General features: G+C 36.2%; 17 protein-coding genes. 1 reads left to right on the top strand and 16 read right to left on the bottom strand.

Going from position 1 to position 17,640, the window contains the following annotated elements:
* Window positions 1-105 precede the first annotated feature (105 nt).
* From ACIQ1H_RS07510 to ACIQ1H_RS07520, 3 genes are all read right to left on the bottom strand, one after another.
* Window positions 106-1,074 carry an MBL fold metallo-hydrolase gene (locus ACIQ1H_RS07510; RefSeq protein WP_402887735.1) on the bottom strand — a complete coding sequence of 323 codons (969 nt, stop codon included), beginning with the start codon at window positions 1,072-1,074 and terminating at the stop codon, window positions 106-108.
* A gap of 23 nt (window positions 1,075-1,097) precedes the next feature.
* Window positions 1,098-1,475: a hotdog family protein gene (locus ACIQ1H_RS07515; protein ID WP_402887737.1), complete on the bottom strand. Its 378-nt coding sequence runs from the start codon at window positions 1,473-1,475 to the stop codon at window positions 1,098-1,100.
* A gap of 182 nt (window positions 1,476-1,657) precedes the next feature.
* Window positions 1,658-2,449 carry a TrmB family transcriptional regulator gene (locus ACIQ1H_RS07520; RefSeq protein WP_402887739.1) on the bottom strand — a complete coding sequence of 264 codons (792 nt, stop codon included), beginning with the start codon at window positions 2,447-2,449 and terminating at the stop codon, window positions 1,658-1,660.
* A 124-nt stretch (window positions 2,450-2,573) separates the two neighbouring features.
* Here ACIQ1H_RS07520 and ACIQ1H_RS07525 point away from each other — a divergent pair, with 124 nt between their 5' ends.
* Window positions 2,574-3,344: a TSUP family transporter gene (locus ACIQ1H_RS07525; RefSeq protein WP_402887740.1), complete on the top strand. Its 771-nt coding sequence runs from the start codon at window positions 2,574-2,576 to the stop codon at window positions 3,342-3,344.
* 78 nt (window positions 3,345-3,422) lie between these two features.
* Here the strand turns inward: ACIQ1H_RS07525 and ACIQ1H_RS07530 are convergent, their stop codons facing one another.
* The 13 genes from ACIQ1H_RS07530 to ACIQ1H_RS07590 all read right to left on the bottom strand — a co-directional run bounded on the left by ACIQ1H_RS07530 (window position 3,423) and on the right by ACIQ1H_RS07590 (window position 17,514).
* The gene (locus ACIQ1H_RS07530; protein WP_402887742.1) at window positions 3,423-4,373 is read right to left on the bottom strand and encodes a stalk domain-containing protein; all 951 of its coding nucleotides are present in this window, start codon (window positions 4,371-4,373) and stop codon (window positions 3,423-3,425) included.
* Between the two features lie 123 nt (window positions 4,374-4,496).
* Entirely contained in the window at window positions 4,497-6,266 is a 1,770-nt protein-coding gene (locus tag ACIQ1H_RS07535; protein WP_402887744.1) for a glycerophosphoryl diester phosphodiesterase membrane domain-containing protein, read from the bottom strand.
* Between the two features lie 534 nt (window positions 6,267-6,800).
* Window positions 6,801-8,384, bottom strand: coding sequence for an amidohydrolase (locus ACIQ1H_RS07540; protein WP_402887746.1), 1,584 nt, complete (start codon window positions 8,382-8,384; stop codon window positions 6,801-6,803).
* 13 nt (window positions 8,385-8,397) lie between these two features.
* Window positions 8,398-8,949, bottom strand: a complete 552-nt coding sequence (locus tag ACIQ1H_RS07545) for a biotin transporter BioY (protein WP_172771254.1) — start codon at window positions 8,947-8,949, stop codon at window positions 8,398-8,400.
* Between the two features lie 124 nt (window positions 8,950-9,073).
* Complete coding sequence (locus tag ACIQ1H_RS07550; protein ID WP_402887748.1) at window positions 9,074-9,742, bottom strand: TIGR04104 family putative zinc finger protein; 669 nt, start codon at window positions 9,740-9,742, stop codon at window positions 9,074-9,076.
* Window positions 9,729-10,244, bottom strand: a complete 516-nt coding sequence (locus ACIQ1H_RS07555; protein WP_402887750.1) for a sigma-70 family RNA polymerase sigma factor — start codon at window positions 10,242-10,244, stop codon at window positions 9,729-9,731. Before ACIQ1H_RS07555 ends, ACIQ1H_RS07550 begins: the two co-directional genes overlap by 14 nt.
* Before the next feature lie 268 nt (window positions 10,245-10,512).
* Window positions 10,513-11,958, bottom strand: coding sequence for a diguanylate cyclase (locus ACIQ1H_RS07560; protein WP_402887752.1), 1,446 nt, complete (start codon window positions 11,956-11,958; stop codon window positions 10,513-10,515).
* Between the two features lie 299 nt (window positions 11,959-12,257).
* A complete protein-coding gene (locus tag ACIQ1H_RS07565) occupies window positions 12,258-13,454 on the bottom strand; it encodes a hypothetical protein (protein WP_402887754.1) in 1,197 nt (398 codons plus the stop codon).
* Window positions 13,447-13,950 (bottom strand): sigma-70 family RNA polymerase sigma factor, encoded by a 504-nt coding sequence (locus ACIQ1H_RS07570; protein ID WP_402887756.1) that lies wholly within the window; start codon window positions 13,948-13,950, stop codon window positions 13,447-13,449. Before ACIQ1H_RS07570 ends, ACIQ1H_RS07565 begins: the two co-directional genes overlap by 8 nt.
* A gap of 121 nt (window positions 13,951-14,071) precedes the next feature.
* On the bottom strand, window positions 14,072-14,293 hold the full coding sequence (locus ACIQ1H_RS07575) for a hypothetical protein (RefSeq protein ID WP_402887758.1): 222 nt from the start codon (window positions 14,291-14,293) through the stop codon (window positions 14,072-14,074).
* A 10-nt stretch (window positions 14,294-14,303) separates the two neighbouring features.
* A complete protein-coding gene (locus ACIQ1H_RS07580) occupies window positions 14,304-15,374 on the bottom strand; it encodes a LolA family protein (RefSeq protein WP_402887759.1) in 1,071 nt (356 codons plus the stop codon).
* On the bottom strand, window positions 15,371-16,819 hold the full coding sequence (locus tag ACIQ1H_RS07585) for a HAMP domain-containing sensor histidine kinase (RefSeq protein ID WP_402887761.1): 1,449 nt from the start codon (window positions 16,817-16,819) through the stop codon (window positions 15,371-15,373). The genes ACIQ1H_RS07580 and ACIQ1H_RS07585 overlap by 4 nt, the downstream gene beginning before the upstream one ends.
* The gene (locus tag ACIQ1H_RS07590) at window positions 16,816-17,514 is read right to left on the bottom strand and encodes a response regulator transcription factor (RefSeq protein WP_172771245.1); all 699 of its coding nucleotides are present in this window, start codon (window positions 17,512-17,514) and stop codon (window positions 16,816-16,818) included. Before ACIQ1H_RS07590 ends, ACIQ1H_RS07585 begins: the two co-directional genes overlap by 4 nt.
* Between the last annotated feature and the right edge of the window lie 126 nt (window positions 17,515-17,640).

Consider the following 17,640-nt stretch of genomic DNA (forward strand, 5'->3'; position numbering starts at 1 on the left):
CCTCTAAGACGATTTAATTCGTTTAAAGTAAATAAAAAAGAACAGTATTAGAACTTCCTTCTTTTCTAACACTGCTCCATATTTATTTTTGTGAAAATTGTTTCATCATCTTGTCCAATTAATCGGCTTCCAATCTTCTTCTATCCATTTTGCATTTGGTACTTCGAATGGCGCTGTCGCTAGTAACTTGCCCTGTTGCCATATGGCAGCTTTAGAGCGAATCATTTCATCCAGTAATAGTTGGACAAACTCCTTAGGCTCTAATCGGAAAGAGTGCACGGCAAAATCATGAAACCAGCCACAAGCGAGTAGATACGGTGGAATTTCCTTGCTCGTTAATCCATTTTTCAGCATCAGTGTGAAAGAAAAAATTCGCTTACATGCATGCCAAGCCATTTTCTCAGGAGATTTCATCCACTTTTCGAGTCGTTCTCTTGCTTTGTCTATCATTAGTAACGGTTCTTCAATCGCTCGCCCATGCCCAGGGTAAGCTAGTTTTATTGGTAGCTTAGCGAGTCGCTCCAAACTTTCGTATGAACGTCTTACACTATTTGTGCCTTCACGAAAAATATTCAACCAACCTACATCATTATATTGAAATAAGTCTCCACAAATTAATATCTGTTGCTTTTGTTCGTATAAAGCTATATGCCCTAATGTATGTCCTGGTGTATGTAATACTTGAAGAGCACTATTTCCCGTTAAAATTTCTTGTTCATCTATAAGTAGTTGTTGCACGACATATTGTTCTACTGGTTGATCTAAATAATGGGAACCACATGACTCTAAATCACAATGGTTCACCATTTCCCCCTCCCAAAGATGTGCAGCAATCGGTAAGGCGTATCGCTGTTGAAAATAATGATTACCCCCAACATGATCACTATGATAATGTGTATTAATAATACCTGCTAACTGCTTTGGTAATATCCCTGCATCGGTTAAAAGTTTTTCCGTTCGGAGCACATCACTACCAAAGCCCGTATCAACTAAAAAGGGTTGATCATCTTGAATAACAATGCTATTGGCACTTGGAAACGGCCGTTCAAAAAACATCATATTTGTAGTTTTCATATGCTAGCCTCCACTTCTATACTTTATAGAATAATACCAGAAAAGCTCCCTTTTAATACCTCTTTGTTAAGTTGATTTATACAAGAAAATGATGTATCAATCGCTTGACGATTTTTTTCATCTAGTTCAAATTGTTCAATCATGACATCACAGCGAATAGTATCACCGCTAAAAACTGGACGTAAAAACTCGAAGTTCATTGTCCGCGCCAATACGTTAAAGTCACCACCCACTTTTGTTGGGAGTGTAGCTGTTAAAAGCCCCTGCACAACAAAACGACCTTGTTCATCTGGTGTGATATGATGAACTCCTTCATCCTTTGATACCTTTGTAAATAATTCAACATCTTCTATTGTAAACGTACGTTCAAAAGTAATCTTTTCACCTACTTGTACTTTCATCATTTGCCCCCCTCTATATAAAACAAATTGTAGACTGAATGTTAAAATAATTCAATAAACGATTAAAAAGATATAAGTGCATTAATGTTTGCAATAAACGAGCCACCTAGCATCTTTTGAGAGGTGATACTAGGTGGCTCAATAAAATTGTTTAGTATAATTAATGAATAGTTGGTAAGCAATTAATTTTTGTTTTCTAAAAAAAATAAACTTCTTTCTTTCGTAATCCAATCATTCAAATTATCATCACTTCTTTTTACTAATCGATTGACAAGTACGTCATGCCAAATGTAATCTTCTAAAAAGTTAATATGGAATGCATCATCGGTAAAAAAGGCTAAATCTTTGCGGAAAGGTGATGGTCCATAAATCATTTCATTTCCATCAACAGCGATAATAAACCAATGGGCAGTTGTTTGAGCTTTAATATAGTTTGTTGTTCGATGTTGGTCTACAGTAGCTATAGGATTGTCTACATTTATTGTAATGCCATGAATGGGCACTTTTTTCCCGATTTCCTCTAAGTCCTCACGTAATATATGATAGACATCATCCCACATTGAAATTAGTACTTTTTCTTTTGCTCGTTTTAACATTGCAGTACAGAAGCTAAGAATTGTTTCCTTATCGCGTATAATTAGTATTTGATTTTCTTCTTCTTTCTTTTTTTGTTCTAGTGTCTTTAATTGATCCGCAATGGACATAAAATTGGATTGCCATTGCTGTTCTGTTTTTTGGATAAAAATAGAACTTGGTATTGCTGAATAGGTTGTTTGCTCAGGTGTCTCTTCCTTCATAACAAGTCCTTTTTCAACCAATTGATTGAGTGTATCGTATACACGTGCACGTGGAACTTTAGAATCTTTACTAACTTGATACGCTGTCACATTATTATTTTGTACAAGGGCTATGTATGCTTTCGCTTCATATTCTGTATAACCTAATTGCTTCAATTGGGAAATTAACTGCATCATCCATTACCTCCATTTGTTTCATTATAGTAAAACTATTCATCTAATTGCGAATGAAAATAGTCTTTACTTATATATTTATTTTAGTTACTATTGCAGTAGTAACTAAAATGAAAAGAGTGACATCATGATTTTTAATTTAGATCCACAAGTTGTAATTATCCTTATATTACTTGGCTTTTTAGCCGCTTTTATTGATTCTGTTGTTGGAGGTGGTGGTTTAATAGCATTACCAGCTCTTTTATTTGTAGGATTAAGTCCAACAACGGCTGTTGCAACAAACAAACTTGCAGGTACGATGGGGTCATTAACTTCTGTTATTTCCTTTTATCGTTCTGGAAAACTTGATATTCGATCTGTCAGAAAGTATTTCCCATTAGCATTTATTGGATCACTAATAGGAGCCTGGTTCGTTACATTAATTAGTCCAGATATATTAAAACCTTTAATGCTCATCATGCTTGCTGCAGTGGGCGTTTATACCATTTTTAAAAAGGATTGGGGAGGCAGCGCTACAATAAAAAAACTCTCACCTATTCGTATTTTCGGGCTCATCGTTTTACTATTAGCGATTGGCTTTTATGACGGGTTTTTAGGGCCTGGTACAGGTTCCTTTTTTATTTTTACTTTTTTAATGCTTGGCTTAGATTTTTTAAAGGCGGCTGGAAATGCAAAGTTTTTAAATTTAGGTAGCAATATGGCAGCACTTCTGATGTTTGTCTATTTAGACGAAGTGCATTATTTATACGGATTTATTATGGGAATCGCTCAAATTTTTGGGGCTATCGTGGGGACACAGTTTGCCATTAAAAAGGGCAGTACCTTTGTACGAAAATTATTCATCATTGTTACCATGACCCTCCTTCTCAAAAACACTTATGACTATTTCTTCAGTTAAAGTGTCAGGCACCGAAACGATTCTGAATTTTCACATAGTAAAACCCCCTCCATAATCGATTGGAGGGGGTTTTACATGTTATTGCATTAATTCTTCGAAAAATTCAACAGGTACATATGTTTTTGATGGTTCTAGTAAAGCAGGTGCTACCTCAAATTGACGAAGTGCTTTATTGTAGCCGTATGCTTTTTCACCACGTGTAATTGTATAAGATACTGCGCCTTTTGAAACAATTGCGCCAGTTCCTGTTGACTCTACTTTAAAGCCAAGTTCTTCAGCAATTAATCGTAAAGGCACCATTGTAGTGCCATTGATATCATAGAAATCATTTTTTATAATATCCTGTACTGCTGAATTAGAAGAAGCTTCCTCAGTTTCCTCAGCTACTTCACCTTGTTCTTCAGCTACAGCGTCTAACACGATTACTTTTGTTGGTGGTGTTTGTGCTGGGATACTTCTTGTTGTAATCGTATAGAACACAAGTAAATGTTGCTCTGCTAAATCTTTCACTGATACTTCTTTACCTAGTTGGCTTTGGACTACTGTTTCTTCCCCAACATTTAATTTTAAACTGTTATCCGTATTCACTAAATCTTCATTGAAAAAGTCAACTGTCACACTGCCCATTTCCTGTGATTCAACGATAATAACTTCTGGGTTGTATTGTGGCGGATAGATCATCAGCATTGGCTTATTTGCATACGTATAAGCCGTTACTTTATCTCCTTTTTGAAGCTTTACTTCTTTCCCTGTATTATCAAAAATAAGTGTGTCTTTATTTACAACAAATACGTTCGTATTTTCTCCATCTTTTGTTGTATAATAAGTCGCATTGTCACGTTCTTCCACATTCTCAACTGTACCAGCTACTTTTATAAAAATTGGCTGCACTTGTGGGCTTTGTTCATCTTGTTGTGTAGCATTTGTCACAACTGCTTCTCCTCCGTTTGCTGATGCTGTTGGAGCGATTGCCACACTCCCTAGTAATAATGCTGACATTGCAAATGGTACGACCTTAGTCATTTTCATAAAAAATACATCTCCTTCATTTCACGAATTCAATGAAGTAGTCGATTTCAAAAGAAAAAGGTTACAATATTACCAAATTATTTTTACATTTGTCGAAAGTCAGCATATTTCCGATTTAACGAGCTAAAAAATAAAGGACAATTTATTTAATATCCGTTGTAAAAAATATTGTTGTTCGTTTTGCTTTGATCTTAAATCTAATGCCACATCTGGATGATCTGTAATGACACCTGAAACATTTTTCTCAATAAACTCCTGTAATGAACGATCTTTGTTTAATGTCCAAACAAATAAATCCATATGTTGTGCCTTTAGTTCGGTAATTAAGCTTGCATTCACCCACGATTCTTCTAACGCAATAAAATCCACATTTAAATCATCCATCGGTCCAATATTAAGTGCATAAACAATTCCTACGCGCAAATTAGGTGTTAAATTTTTTAACTGTGTCATCAATTGCGCATCTGAGGACTGTACATAATACGTATCAAGCACCTTATAGGCTCGCAATTTTTCTACTAACCTAGGCAATACGTCTTCCCTTTCTTTACCGTGTACCTTTAATTCAATAAGCAATGTAACATCAAGTGCTTTTGCGATTTCTATAAAATCATCTAAAGATGAAATTTTATCAGTAAACCCATTTTCATAGATGGTGATTGTTTTTAAATCACTTAGTGTCATATTCGCAATCACTCCATTTTTACCAGCTAAGCGCCTTAATGTACGATCATGAAAAACGACAAATTCCCCATCTACTGTTTGCTGAATATCTAGCTCTATTATATCTGCACCTGCATTGGCTGCACTAACAAGTCCACTGATGGTGTTTTCTACATGTCCTGCTGTGTAGCCTCGATGTGCAATAATTTTTGTATCAGGTGCGTAAACACTTTTTTCTAACGAATATATATTCGTCATGCTTAAAATAGAAAAGATTACACCAATCAGTATTGGCAATACGTTATAGCGTTTGCTCTTATGCGAATATTTTGGCATTGCCATAAAACGGGTATTATACGTAATGGCAACCATTACTTGCGAAAACATTGCTTGCAACAAACTAAATAACACAACAAAGACCATTTCTAAAAATGCGAGTGTAAGGCCTGCCGTTACAAGTGCTGCACTCGGCATATTGCGCTCCAAGAAAAATAGAGGTAGCGTACTGACAACTGTTATAGCTAATAAAAGAAATAAATGAACTGTTAAAACCATTGCCAGTAATACGAGTAGCTCAGCTAATCCTCGTCTTGAAAAACGCCAACTTTGTAGAAACGACTGTCGAATAGATATTTTCGGCTGTATTGTAAAAATAGGTAAGGTCAAAATGCTACGTATACCTACTATTACTAATATACTGGCTATTACCGCATAAAGTACCCTTCCTAAACGTGTGCTCATAATTTCATTTGTAATAAAGTGAGGTAACGTAATTCCTTGCGTTAATGTAAGAGGAAGCAAAAATGAAGCCAAAGGCAACAAAAGGGCAATATAAATGATTAAATAAATGACTTGCAGACTAAAAAAGTAGATAAGCTTGCGATTTAATTGTTGCCACATTGTAAGAAAACGATAACGGATGCCCCTTTGCTGATTAAAAGCCATGATAAATAGAAAACCCATTTCATAATAAATAAAAAGCAAGATAAGCAATACTAAAAGAAGCATCATCACTAAGACAAAAGGGTGCATTAAAAAGCTTTGTATATTTTGTTCCGTAATGTGGGTGTAGCCCGTCACATTTAGCATTAGCTTCAAAACGACTGTTGACACTGGTATTACTAATAAAAACTGAAATACACGTATCATAATGAAAACTCGGATATAGTCGGTGCGATACGTGTATATATTATAGATGGCTTGTCGCATAATTTGACGAGCTTTTTGCATTTCCTCACCCCTGTCGCGTACTATCCATTACGAGCCGATTCACATTATTTCTACTTATAACGTATGATAATTATTGCATTTCAAGTTATCTTTCAAATAGAAAATGTTGCGTCCAGCTTTATTATGGATGTTTGAAACACACATCTATCATAAAAGTTGCGGACTTCTGCTCAAGCAAGATAAATTCGGCAATTGCTTGAATGTGATAATAAATTGAAACCTTTTCTTAGTTAATTCGGTATATAAAACAGCACAACAAATTAGGAGGAGGAAATTAGATGCAATTCAACATCGGTGATATCATTAGTACTATTTTTATTTTTTTCGTTTTGGTCGCTATGTTTTTCTTTCTGATAAAGCTCATTAAAAATGGAAAGTCTAGCCTTCAAACGCTTCCTCCCGAAACGCTCCAACACCAAATAAATGAACTTACAGTACGCGTTAAACAATTGGAAAAGCAAATACAGGACCTTTCTGATAGACGATAGCTCCTTCAATCATTTTTAAATTCGGTACAAAAAAATCGTTATGAAGCTAAGCTTCACAACGATTTTTTTTACTTTCATATACGATACGACCATCTACAACTGTATAGGCAACTTGAATGTGTGGTACTTTTTCTATATCTACCGCAAATATATCTTCTTCGAAAACGGTGAAATCAGCACTAAAGCCTTCTTTTATTTTGCCTCTCGCATGCTCCTGGCCAATTATTTCAGCAGACCCTACTGTATAGAGGCGCACTGCATCGAAGCGTGAAATTTTTTCCTGAGGGCCAAAACCTTGATGGCTTTCACCGAAATTTCGTCTTGTCACAGCGGCGTAAATGCCGTATAAAGGATTCGGTACTTCAATCGGTGCATCACTGCCACCTGCTACAATCAGTCCTCGATCTAGCAGTGATTTTAATGGATGAAGTCCTTGTGCGCGCTTCTCACCTAACTTCACAAGCTCCGCTAAATACTCGCCTTGAACAAACTGTGGTTGCATATCTACAGCGATCGGTAATGCTGCCAATTTATCTAAAATAACCTCATCAATTAAGCTGCAATGAATTAATCTGTCCAATTGCCCTTCACGAGGTGGAAAAGCGGCAAAAACATCTAAAATTGTATCTATTGCTAAATCACCAATCGCATGCACTGCAACTGTTTGTCCATGACGTCTTGCAAGTTGTACATACTGCTCTAATTGCGCTGTTGAATGAACAAGTATGCCGTAATTGTTGGGGTCATCACAATATGGTTCACGTAAAGCGGCCGTACGTCCCCCGAAAGCACCATCGACGAATATTTTCATTGCACCAAATTGTACATATGTTGTAGATTGCTCGTTTAACAAAGCAACTTCCTCAAAAACGGTATGGTGTTGTAATAAGTGCACTTTAAATGATTGTTGCGCATCAACTATTTTTCGATAAGCATTTATTGGTTGACTAGGAGGACCGAAGTAGCTTAAATCTTCCGAGTGACCACCTACTAAGCCATACGATTGGAGCGATGCTATGGATTTTTGAAGCGCTTCTTCAATATATTCAGGCGTATAATACGGCATATGGTTAACGATTAAATATAATGCAGTATCTTTTAAAACACCTGTTAATTGACCGTTTTTCTTATCAATAATACCGCCTTCTGGTGAAGGTGTATCGTTTGTAATTCCAGCAAATGCAAGTGCCTTTGAATTAGCTAAAATTAAATGATGGCAACTACGTTTAATAATCAAATGGGCTTCACCGAGCGCATCAAGCTCCGACAAAGTTGGGAAAATGGGTTCGGCATACCCTGTTTCATTCATGCCAATAGCCACAACCCATTGTTCTGCAGAAGTGCCTTGCATACGTTCACCAATGATATGTAACAATTCTTCCTTGCTAGTTACATTCGACACATCAATGTGCATTAATTTTTCCCCATATCCAATAATATGTAAATGGCTATCAACAAAACCTGGGTACATTACATTTCCTTGTAAATCTCGGACCGTTGTAGCTTGTGGTAATAAACTGTCAGCGGTACCAACCGCCACAATTTGTCCATCTTTTTCAAGTACTGCTTCAACTGTTTCGCCCGCTTTTTCCATCGTATATATTGTTCCACCTGTCCAAAGTGTTGCCATCCAATTACTCCCCCTATGCTATTGCTTCGATTAAATGCGCACTTTCTAAACGTCGACGTACGATGACACCAAGCCATGCAGCAAGTACTGCCTTCAATACACCAACAACAATAAATGGAGCAGCTCCTCCCATAAATGCTGCTGTCCATGTTAAATCGCCGACAATTTTTAACCAAGCTGTACCAAACGCCAATGTCACTACCATACCAATAATGTTGGCAATGATTGCTTGTACAATGGTAATGCCAAATTTATTTAAGTATAAACCCATCAATACAGCCGCAGCAAGGAAGCCAACAATATATCCTCCTGTCGGTCCTATAATGATACCATACCCCCCTGACATCCCACTAAATACTGGAATACCTGCTGTGCCAAGTAAAATATAAACAAGTACAGATAGTGTACCAAGTCTTGTACCTAATATTGTAACAACTAAGCCTACAGCTAAAGTTTGACCTGTAATTGGAATCAGTGGTAGCGGAATCGTTACCTGTGCAAGAACTGCGATAATAGCCGCTCCGAACGCCGCTAACACATAGTTGTAAGTATTACTCTTTTTCAAACGAAAATCCCCCTTTTGTTAACCTAAAATAAAAATAAGTTAACAAAAAGATAATGCATATAAAAACAGTTGTCAATCGAATTTGACAAATTACTATAAAAAGAGACTTTTATATTTTTATTAGCTACCAGAGAGGCTCGTTACTTGGATCATCTTCTTGTAATTTTACTATATCAGGTAGTAATAAATAATGAAAAATTACGCTACTTGCGATAAAAAACACGATACCGATAAAGAATTGATCAAATACTTGGCCCAAAAACACAATAAACGGTATAGGAATATTGAGTAGGCCGGATAATTGTACCGACTTTTTTGTACGGTATTGCTTTTTACTACAATGTGGACACGCTATCTGCCCATTTTTCCAATACAATTTTCGAACTTGCTTAGCTGGCCAATTTTCTCCACATGCAATACATACCGCCAAGCCATACCCCTTTTTATGCAATATACGTTTAATAATCAATGCTATACTTACAGATATACAAATAAGAAGCAGCCCTTTTACCCAATCATGCTCTAATACTGTCCAAATGCTCCATCTCTCAGATTCTTGCTGTATGGCAGCTCCTTGCATAGGCGTTGTTTGTTGCTCTGATTTCTGTGTCATAAGGACACTAAAGCCAATCGCTAGCAGTGTAAAAGTCGCTAGTACTATTCGATACTGATGTGGGCTACTGCTCTTACTTTTACTTTTAGCTCTTGCTTTTTGTGCAATCCGTAGCTTTTTCTCCTCCGAAAGCTTTACATGTTGAAGCTCATGTAACACGTTTTCTTTAAATCGATTCATAGCGTAACACCTCCCAATCGTAGTCAGTGATGACTGTAGCTAGCTGCTTTCTTGCCCGTTGTAATCTTGTGCGCACAGTTGCCTCAGGACATTGAACAAGCTTAGCAATGTCTACTGTTGTCATTTCCTCAAAATAATAAAGAATCAACACCTCTCTGTATTGTACAGACAAAGTGAATAAAGCTTCTATTAGCTCCTGCTTGGACGATTTAGCGAGCATTTCTTTTTCTGGCGTGACTGTAGTTGAACGTCCTGAAATTTTTTCAAATAGCGACAGCCGTTTGCTTTTCCAGCTTCGTAAATAATCGTGACTGCGATTGACCGTCATTTTGACCAAATATGTACGTAATGATGATTCTTGGCGAAACTGTTGCTGCTTTTGATAAAAGGCAATAAACACATCTTGGACAATATCCTCTGCTGTTGCTGCATTCTTTACATATAAGTAGGCAACTTTCAGTAGATAATCCCCGTGCTCTGCAATAATTTCTTCAATTTCCATTGCTGCCTCACCTTCTTTCTAACCTACTGACGTAACCCAATTTATTTCCGATTCATTTTACATGAAAATTTTTTCAAAAAAGATAACAATTTTCTACTTGCAAGCTAGTCCTTAACACAAAAATCCGCTTCCTTTACACGAACAATACAATACACTACGTATGCTCGTAATGTATTGTTCTATGTCCTACGCAAAGGTCGCGGAAACTAACTTCATTTTATTTGTATGAATGCATTAAACACGTTGAATAAATTACCTTTTTATTACTTTATTTACTATTTCCCGCATTGCTATATTGGTTATAGAGCGTTAGTTGGTTACGTCCATTTCGTTTTGACGTATAAAGCGCACTATCAGCATAATGGATTAATTGCTCTACGTTCGTTATGTGAGCATCTTCGTTAGTGCTAACACCTATACTAAACTCCAATTGTACAACATCATTATCTACTGTTAAGACAAGGGAAGTTAAAGTATTGTATAAATTTTGAGCTATTATGCCGATGGATTCTTCTTCTCTTAAGTGGATGAGAACAATAAATTCATCACCGCCAAAGCGGGCGACAATGGATTTGTACGGCTGGAAAAATTGTTGCAATGTGGTGGCTGTCATTGTTAAGGCGTCATCACCAAATAAATGACCATTGGAGTCATTTATGGATTTAAAATGATCTAAATCAATCATGAGTAAAGCTAATTTTTGATCATGTGATACACTTTCCACCATTGCTTTCGCATGTTCATCAAAATAGCGGCGATTATATATATTTGTAAGTGGATCGATGTAGGAAGTTCTTTCAAGATGCTTCTTTTGATCGTTATATTCCATTTCAAATAACACTTGCGTATAATTCTCTCTTTGCATCTCTAATAATATATTAATATATTCCTTTTGGACGGCACTTAATATAATCTTATTTCCCTGCTCTTCAATAAGGTTAACTAATGAATTGTAGATGGTTTGTAACAATGATAAATCATTATTTTGCAATGCATAATGCTTGGATTTTTGGTACATATCAATCGCTTCGCCGATATATCCTTGTTTTTCAAATAGTAATGCTTGAGCATTAAACACCTCTAATTGAGCCTTATTATAGGGAGGGTCCTTAATAGTCATAAGCAACTCTTGTATTAGAACATTGGCTTCTTCATATTCCTTCAGCCAAATATGCGCTGTAGCTAAATTGGTCTTAGAATGTATAATACTTTTATAGGGTTCATCATGTTTCATTTCACATTCATTGGCATAGAACAAACTTTTTAATGCAAGTCTCTTTGCCTTTGCATACTTACCGAGTTCAATTTCTAAACCACTCAAATTATTATAAATTTTACCTAGGCTTTCTATATGTTGTATACGCTTTGCAATTTCGAGACCTTTCATTAAGAGCTCTTCCGCCTTTTTTAAATGCCCGAATGTTCCCCAATAAATGGAGGCAAGAGAATAATATTGAATGATATCGATATCATCGCCATATAAAAAAGTCAGTTCACGGTATTTTTCTAGTAAATTAATGGATATTTGGAGATCCCCCACTTGAAAATAGCTAATACAGCTATAACGCAATAAATGCATTGCTTTATCGTACAGAGCAAGTGCATTGGCACTTTCAATAGCGGCACTGCTTAACTCGATATATTCTAAATAGCGGTTTGCACTATATAATTCATCTAGCGTAATCCATAGTTCTTCAAATTCTTGTAAATCCATACCGCACCCTCCTTTTTCATACCCTATTCCCTTAATACTACATTCGCTTATAAAATATTACAATTCTTTATCCTTATTTATTTTCCAATTAATGAGCAAAAAGTGCCAGTCACTCAAACGATTCTGAATTTTCAACTTAAAATAGCAACACTTCTACGACATACTGTTGAACGTGACAGAAAGTTTTCACTGCATCGAAAATCTACATAACAAACAGGCAAATGAAAATAGACTGTAGACAAACGCGAATTTTTTCACGTTTGTCTACAGTCTGATGGTACTTTATTGGAGACTTAAATTCATTCTTCAATTTTTAACAGTGCTTTAAATTCGTTAGCCCTTTCTTGACTAAGTTGTATTTCACCATATTCCTGCACCTGTAGCCAAAGTGAATTGCCATATCCTTCCCAAATGTCCACGCGCATTTCATCTATAATAAAGGAATAATTTGGTGGTCTTTCAATGTTTTTTTCTTTTACTCTCCAAGTTATTTGTTGAAGAAATTGTTTCACTTCATCTGTATTTTCAGGGGTAAGCTTTTTTGTAACAGTAGGCTCTAATAATTCTATTTCATCTACTAAACCAAATTGGTTTACCAATCCATCTTCAACTGTACCCCCGCCCACTGACTGGACGGCAACATAATCTCCTTTTTGCAATGCCATATTACCGATAAGAGGATACCATGTAGCGTTATGGTATTTGTTTATAATTTGTTCCTGCGTCAAATCGGCAATATCCTCTGGAACAGCCCCTTCAACATGTAAAAAGGTATTACCTTGGACTGCAACAACGGTCCCAATATGGTTTGTTCCTTGACGGATATTTGAATAATTTTCTAAGCCCAATTCCTCCTGAAAGGCCTTCGCCTGATCTGAAAAATGTGCATTAAAGTAGTGAAGCGCATCCCGAGTAGCAATATCCTCTACAATCCAATTCGGAAATGTTGGATACTTTTCGGCGTATATTGTTATAAGTTTTTTCTCTGCTACCAACATTGGTAACATCGGCTCGATATACTTTGTAAAATAACCTTTTAATCCTTGTTTTTCAAAGAGCTTGGCATATTCAGGTGATTCCTGATACATTTGCAACTCTTCAAAGCGACTTTTTCCTTCGAGCTCTCGTTCTTCTTTTGTACTTTCGATACCAAGAGACTCAGCAAAATAATAGGACGCAACACGCTTTTCATAGCGCTCATATGCCTCTTCTATATTAGATTCTCTATCTGGATTAAACGAAATGATTTTTAAAATATCTTCATAATAGGCGAGCTGGGTCTGATTAAATAGTGATGTCGTCTGTTTTTTATCACTATCTAAAAGCTGTATGACGAATCCTACTAAACATAGCGTCACAATAGCGGCCATTACTCTAAAGCGAATGGTCTTTTTAGGTTGTACTTCATGACGCTGTAAAACACGTTGTTTGACACGTTCTTTACTCGGTAACATATCCCCTGCTATTTTAATCAGTTCTTTTTTAACGTCATTCATATAATAACACCTCCCATTCCTCCCCTAAATGTGGCTTTAATGCTTCACGTGCCCTTTTAAGTCTTGTTTTCACAGTATTTTCGGGAATTGCAAGCACTTGGGCAATTTCAGCAATCTTCATTTCTTCATAATAATAAAGTAGTATCGGTTCTCTATATGCCAGCGGAAGATTTAGGATTGCGGCTCCAATTTGTGATTTTTCCTCTGCTTCAATTAGTGCATCTCGCTGTCTTTTGGCCTGTGTAAGAAATAGTTTTTCCTGTAAAATACATTTTTTATAATGCCAGCTTTTTAAATAATCTTTACTTTTATTAATCGTCAGCTTCGATAAATAAGCGCGTAGCTGTCCTCGTTCCTCATAGGCATGCTCTGAAAATTTTATAAACACTTCTTGCACAATATCCTCTGCTACATGCCTATTTTTAACGTAAAAATAGGCGAGGCGAAGCAAATGCTCTGCATGATCATCGATAATTTTTTCAAGAATGCTGTCCACCTCCTCCTCTTACACTATAAACGATTACCAATAGATGGCCGTTTCAACTTATGTAAAATTTTTATATAAATACACAAAAAAAGAGAAAATCCACTTAATTTTTATAGTGGATTTTCTACTATTAAATAAATCGTTTAACAAGTGTTTCATATACCCCAACCATAAGCAAGCCGCCAAAGACAGGGATTAGGGAACTAAAGCTAAAATAAAAGCCTTCAGCATCGTACTGTCCTAAAAATTGAAATGCAAGCCATGAGATATTATAGGTTTCTCCGACCCCATATAAAAAGCCAGTAGTAAATAAAAATAACGCAAAGCATTTAATAAAATTAGCCTTCTGCATACCGTTCACCTCACTGAACAATAGTCATTTCCTTCGCATATGCTAGTATTTCTTCTTTTGTCACATCAGGGTTTTCAGTAAGAATGCTGTATTGGTAGCCATTTTCATACCAACTAATAACGAAGCGATCTCCTAATTCCATATATGTCCCTTTTTGACCTCGTACTTGTATATCTTCTTCATTCGCAAGATTACCACCAAACGTTTCATAATTACTCACAACTTTAAACACTGACACTGAAAATGCAGGTTGCTCATCTTTTTCATATTCAAAAGAAAATTCTGGACGTTCTTCTACTTTCATATCTAGTATCGTTGATAGCGTCAATCCATCTTTTTCAGGTAGTATTAAAAAATTACCAAGCTGTTTTTTCACCTCATCCATTGTCGCAGGTGTCGTTTGATCTTGCGTATCAATTTGCTCGATTGTTGCACCTTCTGGTATATCATAAGCAAACAACGCATCATCTATTTTCTTATTCACTTCAAGCTTCGTGTACTGTTGTTGCGTTACAATACCAGCGTTCGTCGTAATAGTTTTTAACGTTAACCACGTTTTTTTATCAATCCACACTTCAATATCGCCTAGTAGTGTATTCTTTTTTTGTGCTTTTGCCGTAATATGATAAGCATCTCTTCCAGCAATTTTTTCTTCACCCGCTATGGCAATATCATGGGAATCCTTTACTAAGTTTAATAAGACTTGGGCATTATCTTTTGCCGATCTTCCCATTAACTCTTCTAATTCTCCATTTTCAAATGTCATAATGGACGCTTTGTTTTCTTTTTTACTAAAAGTAATCACTTGCTTACCATCATTAACTGCAATTACATAATCTTCATCGACTGACATTTCAATTCGACGTTTACCATCCTTCATCCACTCTTTCACGGTAGCGCCCTCAGTTTCATCTATATCCATAGTATATTCACCATAATAGCTTTCTAGCTCTTTTGTTTCTTGTAAAGCCTGGTCGATTATCTCCTGTGGCGAATAAGATGCCTCTGAATTGCAGCCAACTAAACTAATCGTCAGGAATGCAATCATTCCGCCTACACATAATGTTCGTTTCCATTTCATTCCTTATCTGCTCCTTTGTATGGCGGTAACCAGCAGAGCACTGCTGTCCCAATACCTTGTTGTGATACCATATTTACCGTTCCACCATGTTTTTCAATAATTTGTTTTGCTATGCTAAGACCAAGCCCAGTTCCTCGTTGTCCTGTCTTTGTTCTGGCATGATCGGATTGATACATTGGTTCAAATAATTGATTGATTTCTTGTTCACATACACCTTCCCCACTATTTTGCACAACTAAATACATTCCTTTCGTTTGGGAAAGCGCTGCATTGACAAAGTCAAAGCCCCAGTCGAGTTTACGATTACTAATAGCCGCTAAACCAATCGTAGTGCCAGATGTTCCAAAATGTGTCGCATTGCTCATTAAGTTATCGATCACACGTTGCATTTGTGAAGGATGAACAGCATATGCCCCCTCAACATCACATAATGTATGTAGCAAAAATCCTTTTCTTTGACAAAGAGGTTCATATTCTGAAATCGCCATATCAAAAAATTCCTGTCCTTCTACTTGAACAAGTGATACATCATAGCTTGTAGATTGAAGCAATGTATACATTAGTAAATCTTCTAGCATGTCCTTCATATCCACTGCCTTCGTTAGTATAACAGCTTGATATTCCTCCTTTATGTGAGAAGAGAGTGAAGGGTTTTGTAAACTTTCAGCATATGCTTGTATCGACGTTAAAGGTGTTTTTAAATCATGTGAAATACTGGCAATCATCAACTCTTTTTGTTGCTGTTCTTCTTTTAAATGTGCACGTGCTGTTTCAATTTCACTTTGCATACTTATGAAAGTCTTTGCAAGTTCACCAATTTCATCTTTTCTTGCAGCAATAACAGATTCAACATGTTTTCCTTTGCCAAACGCATGCATTTGTTCCATTAACATTTGTAAAGGCCGATTCAATTTACGATTAAGCAATAAAATTACAGTCACATAAATTGCTAAAAATAGTGTTATCGTGCTTGCAATAACAAGCCAAGAACGCCTCTCTACACCTTGGACCCAGTCCTTCCTCACTAATTGAATTTCATAAAAGCCAACTAAATCACCTTTTTGATAAATAGGTTCTTTGTAAGTAAACGCATTGTATTTTTGCTGTAATTCAAATAAGTTTTTCATAATAAGTTCCCTTGAAACAAAACCAGAATGTAAAGGATTTGAAGAATAATAAACAAAACCAGATTTCGCATACAACGTAATAGCAAGTTGATCGCTCGTAAGTGCTTTCACCTCTTGTAAATCGGCATTTTTTCTATATAACAATGGATCGTTAAGAACCGATTTTACACGATTTAGTTCAGTCCATTTTTCCATATACTCTGCAAAGCTTTTATCATGGTAATATGCGTTTACCCACATATATAAGCCATATGCCCCGCCAATCGGTACAATCATAACGATAAAAAACATGGTTAGTAGCCAAGTTTTAATTTTCATAACCGTTCTCCAATAAAACGATAGCCCTTGCCCCAAACTGTTTGAATATAATGTGGGCTTTTAACAGGATCCTGTAGTTTTTCCCGCAGTGCTTTAATATGTACTGTGACTGTATGTGTTTCATCTACACTGGCTTGCTGCCAAATATGCTGATATAGCTCTTCTTTAGAAAATGTTTGACCAGGGTTTTTCGCAAGTAGTTTTAAAAGAGCAAATTCTTTTTGTGTTAAGGTTAATTCTTTATTTTGCAGTGTCGTTATTTCTTTTTGCCAGTCAATTACTAAACCAAAATCAAATGTTGCTACGTGATCTGTCATTTCTATTTTCTTAAAGCGTTGCCATCGACGTAGATGGGAGGCAACACGTGCCTTTAATTCTGCTAAGCTAAATGGCTTCGCTAAGTAATCATCCGCTCCTTGTAACCCTTCAACCTTATCAGCTTCTTCTTTACGAGCGCTCATCATAAGGATTGGCACATCACTTTCCCAGCGAATATTTTGACATACGGTTAGGCCATCCATTTCAGGTAGCATCCAATCGACTAATACTAAATCAAATGATTGTGCTTGAAAATCTGCTAGACCTTCTAAACCAGTTGTCGCCCAAGTGACTTCATATCCTTCTTGTTCAAGCGTATCTTTTACAATGCGTCCTATTGCGGGATCATCTTCAATAAGTAATAGCTTTTCACTCATCTGTTTTCCTCCTGTATTAACATTACTACGGATTGTTGCATTTCCTTTGAAGTTTATACTTTCTTTATAATTACCTTAGATGGACTTACCTGTATTAACAAGGGCAAATCAAAAACGAAATAAAAA

Origin of the sequence: Lysinibacillus sp. NPDC097279 (genome assembly GCF_044761745.1) — a bacterium.
Classification (GTDB): Bacteria; Bacillota; Bacilli; order Bacillales_A; family Planococcaceae; genus Lysinibacillus.

Bases quoted from the DNA above. Each gene is read 5' to 3' on its own strand.
- ACIQ1H_RS07510 (WP_402887735.1), bottom strand. From the start codon at position 1,074: ATGAAAACTACAAATATGATGTTTTTTGAACGGCCGTTTCCAAGTGCC.
- ACIQ1H_RS07515 (WP_402887737.1), bottom strand. From the start codon at position 1,475: ATGAAAGTACAAGTAGGTGAAAAGATTACTTTTGAACGTACGTTTACA.
- ACIQ1H_RS07520 (WP_402887739.1), bottom strand. From the start codon at position 2,449: ATGATGCAGTTAATTTCCCAATTGAAGCAATTAGGTTATACAGAATAT.
- ACIQ1H_RS07525 (WP_402887740.1), top strand. From the start codon at position 2,574: ATGATTTTTAATTTAGATCCACAAGTTGTAATTATCCTTATATTACTT.
- ACIQ1H_RS07530 (WP_402887742.1), bottom strand. From the start codon at position 4,373: ATGAAAATGACTAAGGTCGTACCATTTGCAATGTCAGCATTATTACTA.
- ACIQ1H_RS07535 (WP_402887744.1), bottom strand. From the start codon at position 6,266: ATGCAAAAAGCTCGTCAAATTATGCGACAAGCCATCTATAATATATAC.
- ACIQ1H_RS07540 (WP_402887746.1), bottom strand. From the start codon at position 8,384: ATGGCAACACTTTGGACAGGTGGAACAATATATACGATGGAAAAAGCG.
- ACIQ1H_RS07550 (WP_402887748.1), bottom strand. From the start codon at position 9,742: ATGAATCGATTTAAAGAAAACGTGTTACATGAGCTTCAACATGTAAAG.
- ACIQ1H_RS07555 (WP_402887750.1), bottom strand. From the start codon at position 10,244: ATGGAAATTGAAGAAATTATTGCAGAGCACGGGGATTATCTACTGAAA.
- ACIQ1H_RS07560 (WP_402887752.1), bottom strand. From the start codon at position 11,958: ATGGATTTACAAGAATTTGAAGAACTATGGATTACGCTAGATGAATTA.
- ACIQ1H_RS07565 (WP_402887754.1), bottom strand. From the start codon at position 13,454: ATGAATGACGTTAAAAAAGAACTGATTAAAATAGCAGGGGATATGTTA.
- ACIQ1H_RS07575 (WP_402887758.1), bottom strand. From the start codon at position 14,293: ATGCAGAAGGCTAATTTTATTAAATGCTTTGCGTTATTTTTATTTACT.
- ACIQ1H_RS07580 (WP_402887759.1), bottom strand. From the start codon at position 15,374: ATGAAATGGAAACGAACATTATGTGTAGGCGGAATGATTGCATTCCTG.
- ACIQ1H_RS07585 (WP_402887761.1), bottom strand. From the start codon at position 16,819: ATGAAAATTAAAACTTGGCTACTAACCATGTTTTTTATCGTTATGATT.
- ACIQ1H_RS07590 (WP_172771245.1), bottom strand. From the start codon at position 17,514: ATGAGTGAAAAGCTATTACTTATTGAAGATGATCCCGCAATAGGACGC.